General features: G+C 70.3%; 14 protein-coding genes. 4 read left to right on the top strand and 10 right to left on the bottom strand.

Features of this window, described 5'->3' with window-relative positions; all coding sequences use genetic code 11:
• Positions 1-122: 122 nt before the first annotated feature.
• The 4 genes from ABZT93_RS23945 to ABZT93_RS23960 form a co-directional block, all read right to left on the bottom strand.
• Positions 123-1,343: an MFS transporter gene (locus ABZT93_RS23945; protein ID WP_356107811.1), complete on the bottom strand. Its 1,221-nt coding sequence runs from the start codon at positions 1,341-1,343 to the stop codon at positions 123-125.
• 93 nt (positions 1,344-1,436) lie between these two features.
• Positions 1,437-2,486: an endonuclease/exonuclease/phosphatase family protein gene (locus ABZT93_RS23950; protein ID WP_356107813.1), complete on the bottom strand. Its 1,050-nt coding sequence runs from the start codon at positions 2,484-2,486 to the stop codon at positions 1,437-1,439.
• Positions 2,487-2,683: 197 nt separating this feature from the next.
• Positions 2,684-3,307 (bottom strand): TetR/AcrR family transcriptional regulator, encoded by a 624-nt coding sequence (locus ABZT93_RS23955; protein ID WP_356107814.1) that lies wholly within the window; start codon positions 3,305-3,307, stop codon positions 2,684-2,686.
• Between the two features lie 220 nt (positions 3,308-3,527).
• The gene (locus ABZT93_RS23960) at positions 3,528-5,114 is read right to left on the bottom strand and encodes an MFS transporter (protein ID WP_356107815.1); all 1,587 of its coding nucleotides are present in this window, start codon (positions 5,112-5,114) and stop codon (positions 3,528-3,530) included.
• Positions 5,115-5,295: 181 nt separating this feature from the next.
• On the opposite strand from ABZT93_RS23960, the gene panB reads away from it, so the two are divergent.
• Complete coding sequence (gene panB / locus ABZT93_RS23965; protein ID WP_356107816.1) at positions 5,296-6,162, top strand: 3-methyl-2-oxobutanoate hydroxymethyltransferase; 867 nt, start codon at positions 5,296-5,298, stop codon at positions 6,160-6,162.
• Between the two features lie 101 nt (positions 6,163-6,263).
• Here the strand turns inward: panB and ABZT93_RS23970 are convergent, their stop codons facing one another.
• Entirely contained in the window at positions 6,264-8,300 is a 2,037-nt protein-coding gene (locus tag ABZT93_RS23970) for an NAD(+) synthase (RefSeq protein WP_356107818.1), read from the bottom strand.
• Between the two features lie 79 nt (positions 8,301-8,379).
• On the opposite strand from ABZT93_RS23970, the gene ABZT93_RS23975 reads away from it, so the two are divergent.
• Positions 8,380-8,790, top strand: a complete 411-nt coding sequence (locus ABZT93_RS23975; protein WP_356107820.1) for a hypothetical protein — start codon at positions 8,380-8,382, stop codon at positions 8,788-8,790.
• Between the two features lie 86 nt (positions 8,791-8,876).
• Here ABZT93_RS23975 and ABZT93_RS23980 read toward each other — a convergent pair whose 3' ends face one another.
• The 3 genes from ABZT93_RS23980 to ABZT93_RS23990 all read right to left on the bottom strand — a co-directional run bounded on the left by ABZT93_RS23980 (position 8,877) and on the right by ABZT93_RS23990 (position 12,231).
• On the bottom strand, positions 8,877-10,817 hold the full coding sequence (locus ABZT93_RS23980) for a S53 family peptidase (RefSeq protein ID WP_356107823.1): 1,941 nt from the start codon (positions 10,815-10,817) through the stop codon (positions 8,877-8,879).
• A 146-nt stretch (positions 10,818-10,963) separates the two neighbouring features.
• On the bottom strand, positions 10,964-11,563 hold the full coding sequence (locus ABZT93_RS23985; RefSeq protein ID WP_356107825.1) for a DUF305 domain-containing protein: 600 nt from the start codon (positions 11,561-11,563) through the stop codon (positions 10,964-10,966).
• 11 nt (positions 11,564-11,574) lie between these two features.
• Complete coding sequence (locus ABZT93_RS23990) at positions 11,575-12,231, bottom strand: DUF3105 domain-containing protein (RefSeq protein ID WP_356107828.1); 657 nt, start codon at positions 12,229-12,231, stop codon at positions 11,575-11,577.
• Between the two features lie 340 nt (positions 12,232-12,571).
• On the opposite strand from ABZT93_RS23990, the gene glnA reads away from it, so the two are divergent.
• Entirely contained in the window at positions 12,572-13,933 is a 1,362-nt protein-coding gene (glnA, locus tag ABZT93_RS23995; RefSeq protein ID WP_007381571.1) for a type I glutamate--ammonia ligase, read from the top strand.
• An 84-nt stretch (positions 13,934-14,017) separates the two neighbouring features.
• Here glnA and ABZT93_RS24000 read toward each other — a convergent pair whose 3' ends face one another.
• On the bottom strand, positions 14,018-14,452 hold the full coding sequence (locus tag ABZT93_RS24000; RefSeq protein WP_356107831.1) for a VOC family protein: 435 nt from the start codon (positions 14,450-14,452) through the stop codon (positions 14,018-14,020).
• 40 nt (positions 14,453-14,492) lie between these two features.
• Entirely contained in the window at positions 14,493-15,002 is a 510-nt protein-coding gene (locus ABZT93_RS24005; protein WP_356107833.1) for a pyridoxamine 5'-phosphate oxidase family protein, read from the bottom strand.
• Positions 15,003-15,245: 243 nt separating this feature from the next.
• Between ABZT93_RS24005 and ABZT93_RS24010 the strand changes: the two genes are divergently transcribed.
• Positions 15,246-18,233 (top strand): bifunctional [glutamine synthetase] adenylyltransferase/[glutamine synthetase]-adenylyl-L-tyrosine phosphorylase, encoded by a 2,988-nt coding sequence (locus ABZT93_RS24010; RefSeq protein ID WP_356107836.1) that lies wholly within the window; start codon positions 15,246-15,248, stop codon positions 18,231-18,233.
• Positions 18,234-18,284 lie beyond the last annotated feature (51 nt).

Consider the following 18,284-nt stretch of genomic DNA (forward strand, 5'->3'; position numbering starts at 1 on the left):
TGGAAGACGCACGACGTTGTGGGCCTGACGCGTATGTTGTGCGCCAGTGTAGTGGCGCGGCGGAGGTCGTCTTGCGCCTCCACGGAAGGATCACCGGGCGCCCCCCTTGGTCATACGACCGCTCAGTGGCGCACTGCCTCGGCGTGCTCCGGCAGATGGGCCGCGACCACGCGCTCCCGCCCGGACGGCACGCTCGCGCGCCGTCGGTCCACGACCGTGGCCACCGTGGCGACGCCGAGGCCGAGCACGGCCAGGGCGGCGCCCGTCAGGGCCGGGGACGTCGCGCCGAGGCCCGCGGCCAGGGCGAGGCCGCCGATCCAGGCGCCGCCGGCGTTGGCCAGGTTGAAGGCGGCCTGGTTGGCGGAGGAGGCCAGGGAGGGGGCGGCCTGCGCCTTCTCCATGACCATCAGCTGGAGCGGGGAGCCGGTGACGAAGGCCGCCGTACCCAGGAGGACGACCGCGGTCGCCGCGCTCCACTGCGTCGACATCAGCACCGGGAACAGGGCCAGGACCACGACCAGCGAGGTCAGGCCGCCGAACAGGGTGCCGCGCAGCGAGTGGTCGGCGAGGCGTCCGCCGAGCAGGTTGCCGGCCGTCGCTCCCACGCCGAACAGGGCGAGCAGAAGCGTCACGCTGGAGTCGGCGTACCCGGCCGCGTCCGTGAGCATCGGCGTGATGTAGCTGTACGCGGAGAACAGCGCGCCGAAGCCGGCGACCGTCGTGCCGAGTGCCAGCCAGACGGGCAGCGACTTCAGGGCGACCAGTTCGCGGCGCAGGCCCACCGCCGGGGCGTGCGCGTGGTCGTGCGGGATGAGGAGCGCCAGGGAGGCTATCGCCGCCAGGCCGATCGCGCTGACGCCGAGGAAGGTCGCCCGCCAGCCCAGGTGCTGCCCCATGAGGGTGGCGACGGGCACGCCCGCGATGTTGGCGAGGGTCAGGCCGAGGAACATCAGGGACACCGAGCGGGCCTTGCGTTCCGGCGCCACCAGGCCCGTGGCGACGACCGCGCCCACGCCGAAGAAGGCGCCGTGCGGCAGCCCGCTCAGAAAGCGGGCCGCGAGCAGCCAGTGCTCGCCGGGGGCGAGGGCGGAGAGCGCGTTACCGGCCACGAAGAGTCCCATCAGGCCGATGAGGACCTTGCGACGGGACATCCGGGCCGTGACCGCGGCGAGCAGCGGGGCGCCGATCACCACGCCCAGCGCGTACGCCGAGACCAGGTGGCCGGCGGTGGGGATCGAGATGCCCAGGTCGTCCGCGACATCGGGCAGCAGGCCCATCATCACGAATTCGGTGGTGCCGAGACCGAAAGCGCCGACGGCCAGTGCGAGCAGGGCCAGAGGCATAAAGAGGTCGAGCCTTTCAGGGGAGAGCGGAGTTCCGTACCTAGCGTATGTTCATTTACGGAACAAAGACCGCTTCCCCAGGCTTCCCACGGGTTACGACGAGGTGGCAAGGCTCACACGGGCCGCGACCGGCAGATGGTCACTGCCGGTCGCGGGCAGCGTCCACGAGCTCACCGGCTCCACGCCCTGCACCATGATCTGGTCGATTCGCGCCATCGGGAACGACGCCGGCCAGCTGAACCCGAACCCGCTGCCCGCCGCGCCCTGCGTGGACCGCATCTGGGAGGTGACCGCGTTGAGCGCCCGGTCGTTCATCGTGCCGTTGAGGTCGCCGAGCAGGATCTTGCGCGGGAGCTTCTCGTCGGCGATGGCCTCGCCCAGCGCGTCGGCGCTCTTGTCGCGCTGCCGGGCGGTGAACCCGGCCTCCATCTTCACCCGTACGGACGGCAGATGGGCGACGTACACCGCGACCTGACCGTCCGGGGCGGCCACCGTGGCGCGCATGGCACGGGTCCAGCCCAGCTTGATGTCGACCGCCTTCACCCCGGTCAGCGGGTCCTTGCTCCACAACCCCACGGTGCCCTCGACCGCGTGGTACCGGTACGTCGACGCCAGCGCCTTCTCGTAGACCGGCACCGCCGAGGCGGTCAGCTCCTCCAGCGCCACCACGTCCGCGCCGGAGGCGGCCACGTCCCGGGCGGTGCCGGACGGGTCGGTGTTGTCGGCGTTGACGTTGTGGGTGGCCACCGTCAGGTCGCCGCCGGTGGCGGACTTGTCGGAGAGCAGCCCGCCGAAGAGGTTCAGCCACACGGCCGCCGGGAGCAGCACCGCGATCAGCGCGATCGCGGACCTGCGCAGGAAGCCGAGCAGGAGCAGCACCGGGACGAACACGCCCAGCCACGGCAGGAAGGTCTCGGTGAGACTGCCGAGGTTGCCCACGCGGTTCGGGATCTGCGCGTGCAGCAGCATCACCAGGGCGACGATCACCGCGAGGGCGGTCAGGACCAGGCCCCGGCGCCAGATACGGCGGTCACCGCGCCAGCCGGAGAGGGGACGGCCGAACAGGCGCCGGAACCGGTCTCTGCGGTGCTCGGGTCCCGAGCCGCTGTCCGCCGTCTCCGTCACGTATGCCTGCTGCGCCATACCGTCGCCTCACTGCCTGCCGTGCACACCGTTCGCCCCGCTGCCGTGGGGCCTCAAACACCCCGTACGACCCTAGGGGATGATCGGCTTCCATCTCGTCGTCCCAGGACGACCGTACGGGGGCGATGACGTACAAGTCGCCTTTCCGGGTTCCCCGTCCCGGCGGGGAAAGCGCCCTCTGTGACGAAACGCGCACACTAGGAACTGACGGGGCGTAGGCCTTCGAGGACGGTGTCGACGATCTGTTCGGACAGGCCCTCCGGCAGGGCGGCGTTGGGCTGCATGATGGTGCGGAACAGCATGGGTCCGATGAACAGGTCGTTGACCAGCTCGACGTCGATGTCCGTGCGGAGTTCGCCGTTGGCCTGTCCCCGGCGCAGGATGGCTACCTGCTTGCGGCGCCGGGGGGCGACGACGATCGCGTGGTACGCGTCCCAGACCTTCGGGCTGCTCTTCATCTGGGCGAAGACACTGTGCAGCAGCGCCGAGGACCGGGCCATCAGCCCGCGCTGCCGCAACTGCTCGAGCAGCGCCACGAGATCGTCGCGCATCGAGGTGCCGGGCAGTTCGGCGTCCGGGGGCTCGGCGGTGCGCACGACGTCGACGAAGAGCTCCTCCTTGCCGTTCCAGCGACGGTAGATGGTGGCCTTGCCGACGCCCGCGGTCCGGGCGATGCGCTCGATGGAAAGCTCCGCGAGCGGTACGCCGTCCTCCAGCAGCTTGATGACGGCCTCGATGATGGACCGCTCCACGGCCTCACTGCGGGGCCGCCCCCGTACGGCCCCCCTCTGCCTGGACTGACTCTCCGCGAGGCCGCTCACGTCGCTTGGTCCTCTCTGTGGGATGGAGGTCTGTGGGATGGGGGTGATTCTCCCTGGTCCACGGCTTGGCAGGTGGGGCGGGGGAGGGAGTTCGGCTCTCCTCCCCGGCGGGGTCGGCCCGCCGCCGGTTCGAACACCGCCCGGGCCGGCGGCACTGCTCCCGACCGGCCTGCTCCGCGCGGCCCGGTGGGGCACCGTCCTGTCGGTGCCCCGGGGCGGCTCACTCGCCGGCGGGCACCAACTCCTGCTCCTCCTGGCCCGGCTGACGCTCCTTCGGGCGGCCCGGCAGGTACAGGGCCACCACCAGGGCGCCGACCAGGGCCACGCCCGCTCCCCACAGCGCGGTGACGTGCATCGCGTGCAAGAAGGCGTCGTTGGCCGGCCCGACCAGGGCGTCGCCCCGGGGGCCGAGCTTCGCGGCGACGCCGAGCGTGGCCTCGATGGACTCGCCCGCGGTGTGCCGTACGCCTGCCGGAACCGCTCCGAGATGGGACTCGATGCCGTTGCGGTAGGCCGTGGAGAGCACCGAGCCGAGGACGGCGATGCCGAGCGCGCCGCCGACCTGCCGGAAGGTGTTGCTGAGCGCGGACGCGGAGCCGGCCTTCTCGCGCGGCAGGGCCTGCATGATGACGACGCTGGTCGGCGTCATGATGTGCGCCATGCCGGTGCCCATGAGGAAGAAGATCACCTCGAGGAGCCAGATCGGTGTGTCCGCCTCCAGCACCGCGAACGCGCACAGCATCGCGGCGATCAGCAGCATGCCGCCCGTCGTCGTCGCCCGGTTGCCGAAGCGGTCGACGACCAGCCGGGCGCGCGGCGCGAAGATCAGCTGCGCGGCGGCAAGCGGCAGCATGAGCAGACCGGTCTGCAGCGGCGAGTAGCCCCGCACGCTCTGGGTGTAGAAGACCGAGAAGAAGGTCACGCCCATCAGCGCGAAGAACACCAGCCCTATGGCGCCGATCGCGGCCGAGAACACCTTGTTCTTGAAGTAGGTGACATCGATCGACGGGTGGTCGCTGCGCTTCTCGAACACCACGAACGCGACGAGCACGGCAAGACCGGCACCGATGGTGGCCAGTACGGTCGCGTCCGTGAAGTCGGCGAGCTGGCCGCCCTTGATGATGCCGTAGACGAGCAGGACCAGGCCGACGACCGACAGCACGACACCGATGGGGTCGATCCGGCCGGGGTTCGGGTCGCGCGAGTCGGGCACCAGCCACAGCATCAGCCCGAGGGCGAGCACCACGATCGGCACGTTGATGAGGAAGACCGAGCCCCACCAGAAGTGGTCGAGGAGCACACCGCCGGTGATCGGCCCGATGGCGATGGCGAGTCCGACGCCACCCGCCCAGATACCGATGGCCTTGGGCTGCTCCTCGCGCTCGAAGACGTTCATCAGGACGGCGAGCGTGGCCGGCATGACGAACGCCGCGCCGAGGCCCATCAGCGCGCGGAAGGCGATCAGCTGGTCCGGCGAGCCGGAGAAGGCGGCGAGTGCGGAACCGGCGCCGAACACGAACAGGCCGCCCAGCAGCACCTTCTTGCGGCCGAGCCGGTCACCCAGCAGGCCCGCGGTGAACAGCAGGCCGGCGAAGACCAGGGTGTAGGCGTTGATCGCCCACTCCAGCTCGCTCTGGGTCGCGCCCAGGCCGGTCGGCGCGGGGGTCGAGATCGTCTTGATCGCGACGTTCAGGATCGAGTTGTCGAGCACCACGATCAGCAGGCTCAGCATCAGTACGCCGAGAATCGCCCAGCGGCGCCGGTGCACCGCCTCCGGTACTCGGGAGTCAGGGACTGCGGTAGTCATGCGTACGAGAGTAACCTCATTACGATACGGAACCGTCTCGTATCGTAAGTCTTTACCTAGACCTTACGTGCCTGAACGGTCACACCTACCACCTCTGGCCCTCTCTGGCACGAGGTGCCACCATGTAGGTGATCCGGGGACGCCGTGAGGGCGCCTCGAGATGACGTAAGGAGCCGTTGCAATGACGCAGCTTTCGGCTGCCCACGACAAGCCCTCCGACGGCAGCAAGGCGCTGTACGGGGGCAAGGGCACGCGCCGCATCACTGTCAGGGACATCGCGCTCGCCAAGGAACGCGGCGAGAAGTGGCCCATGCTCACCGCCTACGACGCCACCACCGCGTCCGTCTTCGACGAGTCCGGCATCCCGGTCATGCTCGTCGGCGACTCGGCGGGCAACTGCCATCTCGGGTACGAGACCACCGTGCCCGTCACCATGGACGAGATGACGATGCTGTCGGCGGCCGTCGTACGGGGCACCTCGCGCGCCCTGATCGTCGGCGACCTGCCCTTCGGCTCGTACCAGGAGGGCCCGGTGCAGGCGCTGCGCTCGGCGACCCGGCTGGTCAAGGAGGCGGGCGTCGGCGCGGTGAAGCTGGAGGGCGGCGAGCGCTCCCACGAGCAGATCCGCCTGCTCGTCGAGTCCGGCATCCCGGTCATGGCCCACATCGGTCTGACCCCCCAGTCCGTCAACGCCATGGGCTACCGCGTCCAGGGCCGCGGCGAGGAGGCGGCCCAGCAGCTGCTCCGGGACGCGAAGGCGGTCCAGGACGCGGGCGCGTTCGCGGTCGTTCTCGAGCTGGTCCCGGCGGAGCTCGCGGCCGAGGTCACCCGGGTCCTGCACATCCCGACGGTCGGCATCGGCGCGGGCCCCGAGACCGACGCGCAGGTCCTCGTCTGGACCGACATGCTCGGCCTCACCGGCGGGCGGGTCCCGAAGTTCGTCAAGCAGTACGCCAACCTGCGCGAGGTGATGTCCGGCGCGGTCAAGGCCTTCGCGGAGGACGTCGTCGGTGGAACGTTCCCGCTGGAGGAGCACTCCGTCCACTAGGGCCCACGGCCCCTCAGAACCACAGTGGCACCAAAGCGCCCCGCCGATCTTCCCCCGTCGGCGGGGCGCCCTCTGTTCAGGACAGGAACCGGCCTGCCGCGCTAGTCGAACCGCTCCAGATCCCGCAGCCAGGCCCTCGCCGAACTGTCCGACGGTGCCCGCCAGTCGCCGCGCGGCGACAGGGAACCGCCCGCCGAGACCTTCGGGCCGTTCGGCATCGCCGAGCGCTTGAACTGGGCGAAGGCGAAGAAGCGCTTGCAGAACACCTCCAGCCACCGCCGGATCTCCGGCAGGTCGTATGTGCCGCGCTTGGCCTCGGGGAAGCCGGGCGGCCACTCACCCGCGTCGACGTCGTGCCAGGCGTGCCAGGCCAGGAAGGCGATCTTCGAGGGCCGGAAGCCGTAGCGCAGGACGTGGAAGAGCGTGAAGTCGTGCAGCGCGTACGGGCCGATCTTCGACTCGGTGGACTGCATCTCCTCGCCCGGCACCAGCTCCGGGCTGATCTCGGTGTCCAGGATCGCGGCGAGGATCTCGCCGGTCTCCTCGTCGAACTGCTCGCTGCTGATCACCCAGCGGATCAGATGCTGCATCAGCGTCTTCGGCACGCCCGAGTTGACGTTGTAGTGGCTCATCTGGTCGCCCACGCCGTATGTGGACCAGCCGAGTGCCAGCTCGGAGAGGTCACCGGTGCCGAGCACGATGCCACCGCGCTGGTTGGCCAGCCGGAACAGGTAGTCGGTGCGCAGGCCCGCCTGGACGTTCTCGAAGGTGACGTCGTACACCGGCTCGCCGGAGGCGAAGGGATGGTCCATCTCCTGGAGCATCAGCCGCGCGGTCGGCGTGATGTCCAGTTCGGCCGCGGTGACACCGAGGGCCCTCATCAGGCGGTGGGCGTTGCCCTTGGTGTGGTCGCTGGTGGCGAAGCCGGGCAGCGTCCAGGCCAGGATGTCGCTGCGCGGACGCCCCGCCCGGTCCATCGCGCGGGCGGCGACGATCAGCGCGTGCGTGGAGTCCAGGCCCCCGGACACCCCGATGACCACCTTGGGGCCGCCGATCGCCGCGAGCCGCTGTTGGAGCCCCGCGACCTGGATGTTGTAGGCCTCGTAGCAGTCCTGGGCGAGCCGGTCGGCGTCGGCCGGCACGAACGGGTAGCGCTCCAGACGGCGCTTGAGACCCAGGTCGCCCGAGGGCGGGTCGAGCTCGAACGACACCGTCCGGAAGTCACCGGTCCGCGTCCGATGGGTACGCCGGTTCTCGTCGAACGTGCCCATCCGCATCCGCTCCTGCCGCAGCAGGTCCAGGTCCACGTCGGCCACCGCGTACTCGTCACCCTGCGGGAACCGCTCGGTCTCGGCCAGCAGGACGCCGTTCTCGTAGAGCATGGCCTGGCCGTCCCAGGACAGGTCGGTGGTCGACTCGCCGAGTCCGGCCGCCGCGTAGACGTACGCGGCGAGACAGCGGGAGGACGCCGAGCGGCACAGCAGCTTGCGGTCCTCGGCCCGCCCGACCGTGATCGGGCTGCCGGAGAGGTTGGCCAGGACGGTCGCGCCTGCGAGAGCGGCCTCCGCGCTGGGCGGCACCGGCACCCACATGTCCTCACAGATCTCCGCGTGCAGCACGAGACCCGGGACATCGGCCGCCTCGAACAGCAGATCCACGCCGAACGGCACGCTCGCGCCGCCGACCCGGATCGACCCGCCGCGCTCGTCGGCGCCGTCGCCGATCTGCCGACGCTCGTAGAACTCGCGGTAGTTGGGCGGGTACGACTTCGGTACGACACCGAGGACCCGGCCGCGGTGCACGATCACCGCGCAGTTGTAGACCCGGTTGCGGTGGCGCAGCGGGGCGCCGACGACCAGCACCGGGAGCAGCTCGGACGACCCGGCGACCACCTCCCCGAGCGCCGTCTCGACCTCGTCGAGCAGCGCGTCCTGGAGGAGCAGGTCCTCGATGGAGTAGCCGCACAGAACCAGCTCCGGGAAGACGGCGACGGCGACCCCTTCCTCGTCGCACCGGCGCGCGTGACGCAGCACCGCGTCGGCGTTGGCGGGCGGGTCCGCGATGACGGTGTGACCCGTACACGCGGCGACGCGTGCGAACCCGTGCTGATAGATGGACCAGAAGTTCGAGGCAGGCACGGGATCAGTGTAATCGTCAGAGCGACGCTATAGGGGGCCGGGGGGGGCTGGACCCCACCCTTGCCTCAAGATGAGAGGCATGAGCGACACGAGCGGTGACCGCCGGGACCGTACGGCGGGATGGGGCTGGTTCCTGGCCTGGCTCCTCGTGGGAGCGTGCGGCGGCATCGGCGTCGCGGCGATCCTGACGGTGGGCGCGGCCTTCGTCGTACTCGCCGCGGTGGCCGCGGTGCCGCTGCTCCGCAGGGGACCCCGACGCGCTGTCGTGGGCGCCGTCTCGGGCCTGGCTCTGCCGCTGTTCTACCTCGCCTACCTGAACCGGGGCGGTCCGGGAGAGGTGTGCCACGCGGTGACCGGCGGGCAGACCTGCACCGAGGAGTACACGCCGGTCCCGTTCCTCGTCACCGGGGCGCTCCTGCTGGCCGCGGGGCTCGTGATCCACGTGATGACCGGCCGCCACGCGCGCCCGGGCCCCGTGCCGCGAACATAGCCGGGACACACGCGGGGGCCCGGCCCCGAAGGTTCTCGCCTTCGGGACCGGGCCCCTGTGGATGCGCGCCGTGGACGCGCGTCCGGTCAGTGCCGGCCGAACGACTGCACGTAACCGTTCGCGGGCGTACCCACGCCGGTGACGTCGTCGTATCCCTTGACCGCGGACAGCGAGCTGTCCTTGCCGAGGCTGCGGACCGAGGTGCTCAACCCACCGCTGGCGTCGGAGCCGTTGATGAAGTCGATGCGCGCCACCGCGAGTCCGGAGCCCGTGGGGTTGTCCGTGACGTCGTGGTACACCCGGGAGCCGAACTTGGAGTAGATCGACGGGTTGGCGAAACCGAGGGCCTTGCCGCCGCTCGCCTGCTGCGCCAGCGCCTGCACGGCCGCGATCACCGGCGAGGCCAGCGAGGTGCCGCCGATGCGGTACTCGCTGTACTGCTGCGAGCCGTCGGGGAACGTCTGCGTCTGACCCACCAGGAAACCGGTGTTCGGGTCGGCGATCGCGGAGATGTCCGGGACCACGCGGTTGCCGGCGGCGTTGTTGGCCGTGGCGAGCGCGTTCGGGACGACACCCTTCTGGTAGAAGGGCTCGGCGACCGTCTTGCTGGTGCCGCCGCCCGCGCCCGAGGTGAACGCGCCGGGGAAGTTGGTCCAGCTCTTGCCGTCCGCGGACAGCAGGGCCTTCTCGGTGCCCCAGCCGGTCTCCCACAGGTACTTGTCGCCCTTGCCGACAGCGAGGGAGGTACCGCCGACCGCCGTCACCCACGCCGAGTTGGCCGGGGTGTCGACCTGCTTCGTACCGGTGTTGGCGACCTCGTCGCCGTTGTCGCCGGAGGAGAAGTAGAAGCCGATGCCCTCGACCGCGCCGAACTGGAAGACCTGGTCGTAGGCGGCCGCGAGGTCCGGCGTCTGGTTGGCCTCGATGTCGCCCCAGGAGTTGGAGACGATGTCGGCCAGGTGGTCGTCGACGACCTTGCTGAGCGAGTCGAGCAGATCGTCGTCGTAGCAGGACGCGGCACCCACGTACGTGATGTTCGCGTCCGGCGCGACCGCGTGCACGGCCTCGACGTCGAGGGTCTCCTCGCCGTACCAGCCGGCCGCCCCGCACTCCTCGGTCTTCGTGTAGTTCTTGGGCAGCACCTGCTTCAACTGGCTGCTGCTGTAGGCGGCGTCACCGTTCTTCTTCGCGTAGGTGGCCGCGTCGAAGGCGATGGTCGGGGAGGCGTAGGCGTCGGTGATGGCGACCCGCACCCCCTTGCCCGTGTAGGTGCCCGCGCCGTAGGCGGCACGCAGTTGCTTGCCCGTGTAGCCCTTGATCGCGTACGGGATCTTCGAGCCGTAGGCCTCGGGCAGCGTGCTCGCGGTCTTCGAGCCGTAGTACGAGGAGAACGGTCCGGAGTTCTTGAACACGGCGTCCGGCGGCGGCAGTTGGTCCTTGCTGCTGGCCTTGTGCGGCGCGTTGTCCAGGCCGGTGACGGTCAGGACGGCACCGTCCAGAGCGGCCGGCGCGGAAGCGGCCTTGGCCGGGGCGCGGTAGGTCTTCGAGCCCTTGCTGTAGTTGTGCAGCTGGGTACCGAAGGCCTTCTCGGCGGCGGCCACGTCACCGGTGACGGAGACGTAGTGCTGCGAGACCCCGGTGACCTTCAGGCCCGCCGACTCCAGCCAGGACTTCACCGCGGCGACCTGCGCCTTGGTGGCGCCGAAGCGGGCCTGTGCCTGCTTCGCGCTCAGGTACTTGCCGTACGACGCCGAGGTCGGGTCGGACACCGACTTCGCGTAGGCGGCGAGGCCGGCGGCGTTCTTGCCGGCGAGGTAGACCCGGGCGGAGACCTGGGCACTGTCCGAGGCCGATCCCTTGTCCGCCTTGGCAGTGGCCCACGCGGGCTTGGTCCCGGCCAGCGTGTCACGGTTCGGGCTGTCCGCGGCGTGAGCCGCGGGTATACCGAGCGCCAGCGCGCCCGCGAGCATCGGCAGTGTCGCCGCCATGCTCACCCCGGCGCGGAATTTGGCGCGGTTGGATCTCATGGAACCCCCAAGATGCGGTTCGTCGCGAGTGATCACTCGACGGTGTGGCCACTCTTGCGACGAACCGTTCATGTCCGGGGAATGGGCATGCCAAGAAAAGCCCAATTAACCTAATGAAAAAGGCTCGTTCGAGGGTTAACCCTCTATCATCGCGGGTTCGCGCCCCGCTCCTTCAGCATCCCCGCCATCAGGTCGATCTCCGACTGCTGTGCGTCGACCATCCCCTGCGCCAGCCGCTTCTCCACACCGACCGTGCACTTCTCCACGCAGCCCTTCGCCATGTGGATGCCGCCCTGGTGATGGTCCGTCATCAACTGCAGGTAGAAGATCTCGGCCTGCTTGCCGTTCAGCGTGCCCAGCTTCTTCATCTCGCTGTCGGTCGCCATGCCCGGCATCAGCGAACCCTCACCGGCCGACGGCATGTCACCCATGTCCATCCACGTCATCGGCGGATCCGCCGACACCTTGGGCAGCTCCCACAGATCCAGCCAACCCAGCAGCATGCCGCGCTGGTTGGCCTGCGTCTGCGCGATGTCGTAGGCGAGCCGCCGCACCTCGACGTCCTTGGTGCGGTCCCGCACGATGTACGACATCTCCACGGCCTGCTGGTGGTGCACGGCCATGTCGCGCGCGAAACCGGCGTCCGCGGACTCCGCCGACGGGGTGTCGCCCGAGCCGCCGTCCTCGGCCACGGCGTAGGTGATCGCGCCCGCCGCGACGAGTACGCCCGCCACCGCCACGGCCACTCCCGCGAACCTCACTGCCCCAGACCGCCCGTGCACGCCGCGCCCGGCTCGGGTGTCTGCGCGCCCTGCACGAACTTCGCGAAGAACTTGTCGACGTTCGGGTCCTTCGCCCCCGTCACGGTCCGCTGGTGGCCCCAGGCGGACAGCATGATCGGATCCTTCTGCTTGTCGTCCGGGCTCATCAGCGTGTACGGCGTCTTCTTCACCTTGGCGGCGAGCGCGTCCACGTCCGCCTTCTCGGCCTTGCTGGTGTACGTCACCCAGACCGCCCCGTGCTCCAGCGAGTGCACGGCGTTCATGTTGTTGAGCGCCTTGGTGTACACGTTGCCGTTGCAGTTCATCCAGACCTGGTTGTGGTCACCGCCGACCGGCGGCTCCATCGGGTAGTCCACCGTCTTGGCGACATGGTTGCGGCCCAGCGTGCCCTTCCAGGTCTTCACACCGTCCGAGCCCGTGACGAAGTGCCCCTTCCCCTTGCCGTCGGCCGCCGTGTCATCGGACTGCGACTGCACCAGCACGATGCCGCCGACGACCAGACCGGCGACGACGACCACGCTCGCGGCGATCGTGAGGATCCGGTTGCGGCGCTCTCTGGCCTGTTCGGCGCGCCGCATCTCCTCTATGCGCGCCTTGCGAGCCGAGGCGGTGTTCTTCTTGGCGGAGCCCATGAGGTGTGTCCTTCTGGGGGAAAGGGGCGGGACGGATGGTGAGGATCGGTCCGCTGATCGTAGTGGGGCGGGGAAGGCTTCTCGCAGGGAGCCCACAGGAAACCCGGCACCCGCGGTGAGACGGAGAGGGCCGGGCATTACGTATGTCAGTCCGAGCAGGCAAGATGGGCGGCAGAGCAGTACATCCACCGGACGTGAGGCGTTCACTCCCGGGTCGCCGAGGCGATCAAGGTCGGCAACGCGCACGAAACGCTCCTGTGGTGTGATGCTCAGGTGCCCGACCGCCTCCTGCGGGACACGGAGACAGGCGGCCTGACCAGCAAGGATGGGGAAGCGGAAGATGGACAAGCAGCAGGAGTTCGTGCTCCGGACTTTGGAGGAGCGCGACATCCGGTTCGTACGCCTGTGGTTCACGGACGTGCTGGGCTTCCTCAAGTCCGTCGCGGTGGCCCCGGCCGAGCTGGAACAGGCCTTCGACGAGGGCATCGGCTTCGACGGCTCCGCGATCGAGGGATTCGCTCGTGTATACGAGTCGGACATGATCGCCAAGCCGGATCCGTCGACCTTCCAGGTCCTGCCGTGGCGGGCCGAGGCCCCCGGTACGGCCCGGATGTTCTGCGACATCCTCATGCCGGACGGCTCCCCGTCCTTCGCGGACCCCAGGTATGTGCTGAAGCGTGCCCTGGCCCGCACCTCCGACCTGGGCTTCACGTTCTACACCCACCCGGAGATCGAGTTCTTCCTCCTGAAGGACCGCCCGCTGGACGGCTCGCGCCCGACCCCGGCCGACAACTCCGGCTACTTCGACCACACCCCCCAGAACATCGGCATGGACTTCCGCCGCCAGGCGATCACCATGCTGGAGTCGATGGGCATCTCGGTCGAGTTCTCCCACCACGAGGGCGCCCCCGGCCAGCAGGAGATCGACCTGCGCTACGCCGACGCGCTCTCGACGGCGGACAACATCATGACGTTCCGCCTGGTCATGAAGCAGGTGGCGCTGGAGCAGGGCGTCCAGGCGACGTTCATGCCGAAGCCGTTCTCGGAGCACCCCGGCTCGGGCATGCACACCCACCTCTCCCTCTTCGAGGGCGACCGGAACGCGTTCTACGAGTCGGGCTCGGAGTACCAGCTCTCCAAGGTCGGCCGCTCCTTCATCGCGGGCCTGCTGAAGCACGCGGCGGAGATCTCCGCGGTCACCAACCAGTGGGTCAACTCCTACAAGCGCATCTGGGGCGGCACCGAGCGCACCGCCGGCGCCGGCGGCGAGGCCCCCTCCTACATCTGCTGGGGCCACAACAACCGCTCGGCCCTGGTCCGCGTCCCCATGTACAAGCCCGGCAAGACCGGCTCGGCCCGTATCGAGGTCCGCTCCCTCGACTCCGGAGCCAACCCCTACCTCGCCTACGCCCTCCTGCTGGCCGCCGGCCTCAAGGGCATCGAGGAGGGCTACGAGCTGCCGCCCGGCGCCGAGGACGACGTCTGGGCCCTGTCCAACTCCGAGCGCCGCGCGATGGGCATCGAGCCGCTGCCCCAGAACCTGGGCGAGGCCCTCACCCTGATGGAGCGCAGCGACCTGGTCGCCGAGACGCTCGGCGAGCACGTCTTCGACTTCTTCCTGCGCAACAAGAAGTCGGAGTGGGAGGAGTACCGCAGCGAGGTCACCGCCTTCGAGCTGCGGAAGAACCTGCCGGTGCTGTAGGGCTTCGCCGTAGGGGCGCGGGGTTGTCGCGACGATTGCCGCCCGGTGGGGCTGGTCGCGCCTCCCCGCGCCTCTGCGGATGGGCTACTGGGCCGCCTGCTGTGCCAGTACCTGGTGCAGCGGCTCGGTCTCCCTGCGCTTGTACTCCTGGATCGCCCAGCCGTTGCCGTCCGGGTCCTTGAAGTACATGAAGGTGGCGCCGTCCTGCGGGGCGAACTGGACCGGCTCGCTGACGTCCAGGCCGCGGGCGGTGAGTTCCTCGTACGCCGCCTTCGCGTCCGTCACACACAGTTGCATGCCGTGGTACGTCCCGGGCTGTGGGGCTCCCGTCGGCACCTGGAGGCCGTCCACCAGGGCGATGGAACAGCCCGAGCCGGGCGGGGTCAGCTGGCAGATGCGGACGCCCTCCATCACCTCGCCGTCCAGATCCACGTGAAAACCGACCTTGTCGCGGTAGAACTCCTTGGCGCGGTCCACGTCCGAGACCGGCAGCATGATCACTTCGAGGCTCATGTGCATGGCGTGACTCCCTTGTCGACGTCAGTACAGAGGGCCGTTCTCAGAAGCGCCACCGCGTCTGGCTGAACGGCTGTCCCTTACCGAAGCCGAAAACGGTGCGCGGCGCCACCGCATAGACGACCGCGTGTCCAGGACCGTGGTGGAAGTAGCCGTCCCGTACCTCGAAGCGCCAGAAGTCGCCGTACTTGGCCTCCCACGCGGCGGCCAGCTCACGCAGCCTCGTGTCGTCGGAGACCCGCACCGCCTCGCCTTCCACCACCAGGTCGTAGCCCTTGTCCCAGATGTTGGTGCCGGTGGTCAGCGTCACGTGCGCGTTGTGCGCGAGGTTCTTCGCCTTGCGCTCCTCGGGGCCGGTGCAGAAGTGCAGCGCCCCGTGCGCCCACACCCCGGGCAGCGGTGTGACGTGCGGGCGCCCGTCCGGTCGTACCGTCGAGATCCAGAACAGTTCGGCGGAGGCCAGCAGAGACTTCGCGTCGGCCCAGGAGTGCGCCGTCGCGTCGGGATCGCTGTAGCGCCGGTCGAGGTGGGTCTCGGGTTCCTTCTCGGTCATCACGGAGCCTTCCGCTCGGGGACACCCGGGCCACCGCGGCGGTCCGGCTCGACACTTCCAGTCTGCCCAAGGGGTCCTCCGGATGCGGGGAGGACGACGATCTGTCCGGCGGACGGGGCTGCGTACCGGCCCGACCCCAGGCCCCCGCCCCCGCGCGAAATCCGCCCGCCCGCACCCCGGCGCTCATCCCCAGCTCTCCGGTTAGGCTCAGTCGGTACGACCTTGATCGGACGGGAGGCCGGGATGACGGCGGCGCCGGGGCGCAGGAGCAGTACCTTCACACGGCTGCTGCGGCACGGTTTCACCGATCCGTCGGCCGCCGAGCGACTGCTGGAGAGCGCGGAGCTGAGCGGCGTACGCAATGACCCGGTGCTGCTGGAGGCGCTCGGCGCGACCGCCGACCCCGATCTCGCCCTGCACGGTCTCGTACGGCTCCTGGAGGCGCAGCCCGACCGGGAACTGCTCGACACGGTGATAGCGGCGAAGCCCTTCCGCGACCGGCTGCTCGGGGTGCTGGGCGCCTCCGCCGCGCTCGCCGAGCATCTGGCCCGGCACCCCGCCGACTGGCAGGCCCTCGTCACCTACGAGCCCCGGGACCTGCACCCCGGCGTCGAGGAGTTCGAACGCGGGCTCGCCGAGGCCACCGACCCCGTCGCCCTGCGGGTCGCCTACCGGCGCTGTCTGCTGTCGATCGCCGCCCGTGACGTGTGCGGCACCACCGACCTCGCCGAGACCGCCGCCGAACTCGCCGACCTCGCCACCGCGACCCTGCGCGCCGCGCTCGCCATAGCGCGGGCGGCCGCCCCGGAGGACGCGGCGCTGTGCCGGCTCGCGGTGATCGCCATGGGCAAGTGCGGCGGCCATGAACTCAACTACGTCTCCGACGTCGACGTGATCTTCGTCGGTGAGGCCGTCGAGGGGGCCGACGAGGGCAAGGCCCTGCGTGCCGCCACCAAGCTCGCCTCGCACATGATGCGCGTCTGCTCCGAGACCACCGTCGAGGGGTCCATCTGGCCCGTCGACGCCAACCTGCGGCCCGAGGGCAGAAACGGCCCGCTGGTGCGCACCCTCTCCAGCCACCTCGCCTACTACCAGCGCTGGGCCAAGACCTGGGAGTTCCAGGCCCTCCTCAAGGCCCGCCCGGTCGCCGGCGACCTGCAGCTGGGCGAGGAGTACGTCGCGGCCCTCGAACCCCTCGTCTGGAAGGCCGCCGAGCGCGAGAACTTCGTCGCGGACGTGCAGAAGATGCGACGCCGGGTCGTGGAGAACATCCCCGTCGCCGAGCTGGACCGGCAGCTGAAGCTCGGTCCCGGCGGGCTCCGGGACGTCGAGTTCGCCGTACAGCTCCTGCAGTTGGTGCACGGCCGCGAGGACGGCTCGCTGCGCAGCGGCACCACGCTGAACGCCCTGCACGCCCTCGCCGCCGGCGGCTACGTCGGCCGGGCCGACGCCGCCCAGCTCGACGACGCCTACCGCTTCCTGCGCTCCATGGAGCACCGCATCCAGCTCTACCGGCTGCGCCGCACCCACCTCGTCCCCGAGGACGACACCGACCTGCGGCGCCTCGGCCGCTCCCTCGGCCTGCGCGCCGATCCGGTGACCGAGCTGAACCGCGAGTGGAAGCGGCACTCCTCCGTCGTACGCCGACTGCACGAGAAGCTGTTCTACCGGCCGCTGCTGGACGCCGTGGCCCAACTCGGGCCCGGCGAGATCAGGTTGAGCGCGGGGGCGGCGCGGGAACGGCTGGTCGCGCTCGGGTACGCCGACCCCGCCTCCGCCCTGCGCCACCTGGAGGCCCTCGCCTCCGGCGTCAGCCGCAAGGCCGCCATCCAGCGAACCCTCCTTCCCGTACTGCTGGGTTGGTTCGCCGAGTCCGCCGACCCGGACGCCGGGCTGCTCAACTTCCGCAAGGTGTCGGACGCGTTGGGCAAGACCCCTTGGTACCTACGGCTGCTCAGGGACGAGGGCGCCGCCGCCGAGAACCTCGCACGCGTGCTGTCCGCCGGCCGCCTCGCCCCCGACCTGCTGATGCGTGCCCCCGAAGCCGTGGCGCTCCTCGGGGACGGCGACGGCGGCGGGCTCGCTCCGCGCGGGCGGGCCGGTCTCGAACAGGAGATCCTCGCCGCCGTCGGCCGCGCCGGCGGCGCCGTCCAGGGCGTGACGGCGGCCCGCGGAGTCCGCCGCCGCGAACTCTTCCGTACGGCCGCCGTGGACATCGTCGGCTCCTACGGCACCGAGACCCAGCCCGCCGAACCGGACCAGGGCGCCCTGGTGGACCGCGTCGGCGCCGCCGTGTCCGACCTGACCGCCGCGACGCTGGCCGGTACCTTGCGGGCGGTCGTGCGGGACGGCTGGGCAGAGACCCTGCCGACCCGGTTCGCCGTCATCGGCATGGGCCGCTTCGGCGGTCACGAACTCGGCTACGGCTCCGACGCGGACGTCCTGTTCGTGCACGAACCGCGCGACGGCGTCGACGAGCGGGAGGCATCCCAGGCCGCCAACAAGGTCGTCTCCGAGATGCGCCGCCTGCTCCAGCTCCCCAGTGCCGACCCGCCGCTGCTGATCGACGCCGACCTGCGCCCGGAGGGCAAGTCCGGGCCGCTGGTGCGCACGCTGACGTCGTACGCGGCCTACTACCGCCGCTGGTCGCTCGTCTGGGAGGCGCAGGCGCTGCTGCGGGCCGAGCCCGTTGCCGGGGACGAGGAGCTGGGCCGTCGCTTCGTCGAGCTCATCGACCCCCTGCGCTATCCGGCGGGCGGCCTGGGTGACGACGCCGTACGCGAGATCAGGCGGCTCAAGGCACGCATGGAGTCCGAGCGGATGCCGCGCGGCGCCGACCCGAAGCTGCACACCAAGCTCGGGCCGGGCGGCCTGTCGGACGTCGAGTGGACGGTCCAGCTTCTCCAGATGAGGCACGGATCGCAGGTGCCGGGGCTGCGCACGACCCGTACCCGCGCCGCCCTCACCGCCGCACGGGACGCCGGGTTCCTCTCCGCGGACGACACCCAGGTCCTCGACGAGGCGTGGGTGCTGGCGACCCGGGTGCGCAACGCGGTGATGCTGGTGCGCGGACGGGCCGGGGACACCTTTCCGACCGAGTCGCGTGAGCTCGCCGCCGTGGGGCGGTACCTGGGATACGGGCCGGGGCACGCGGGGGACATGCTGGACGACTACCGGCGTACCGCCCGGCGGGCCCGGGGCGTGGTGGAGGAGTTGTTCTACGGGGCATAAAGGGATACAGGGGCGAATGATGCGTAAGAGGGGCGTGACGCTGCCTCCTCC

The sequence above is a fragment of the Streptomyces sp. NPDC005303 genome (genome assembly GCF_040607335.1).
Lineage (GTDB): Bacteria > Actinomycetota > Actinomycetes > Streptomycetales > Streptomycetaceae > Streptomyces.

Bases quoted from the DNA above. Each gene is read 5' to 3' on its own strand.
- ABZT93_RS23945 (WP_356107811.1), bottom strand. From the start codon at position 1,343: ATGCCTCTGGCCCTGCTCGCACTGGCCGTCGGCGCTTTCGGTCTCGGC.
- ABZT93_RS23950 (WP_356107813.1), bottom strand. From the start codon at position 2,486: ATGGCGCAGCAGGCATACGTGACGGAGACGGCGGACAGCGGCTCGGGA.
- ABZT93_RS23960 (WP_356107815.1), bottom strand. From the start codon at position 5,114: ATGACTACCGCAGTCCCTGACTCCCGAGTACCGGAGGCGGTGCACCGG.
- panB (WP_356107816.1), top strand. From the start codon at position 5,296: ATGACGCAGCTTTCGGCTGCCCACGACAAGCCCTCCGACGGCAGCAAG.
- ABZT93_RS23975 (WP_356107820.1), top strand. From the start codon at position 8,380: ATGAGCGACACGAGCGGTGACCGCCGGGACCGTACGGCGGGATGGGGC.
- ABZT93_RS23980 (WP_356107823.1), bottom strand. From the start codon at position 10,817: ATGAGATCCAACCGCGCCAAATTCCGCGCCGGGGTGAGCATGGCGGCG.
- ABZT93_RS23990 (WP_356107828.1), bottom strand. From the start codon at position 12,231: ATGGGCTCCGCCAAGAAGAACACCGCCTCGGCTCGCAAGGCGCGCATA.
- glnA (WP_007381571.1), top strand. From the start codon at position 12,572: ATGGACAAGCAGCAGGAGTTCGTGCTCCGGACTTTGGAGGAGCGCGAC.
- ABZT93_RS24000 (WP_356107831.1), bottom strand. From the start codon at position 14,452: ATGCACATGAGCCTCGAAGTGATCATGCTGCCGGTCTCGGACGTGGAC.
- ABZT93_RS24005 (WP_356107833.1), bottom strand. From the start codon at position 15,002: ATGACCGAGAAGGAACCCGAGACCCACCTCGACCGGCGCTACAGCGAT.
- ABZT93_RS24010 (WP_356107836.1), top strand. From the start codon at position 15,246: ATGACGGCGGCGCCGGGGCGCAGGAGCAGTACCTTCACACGGCTGCTG.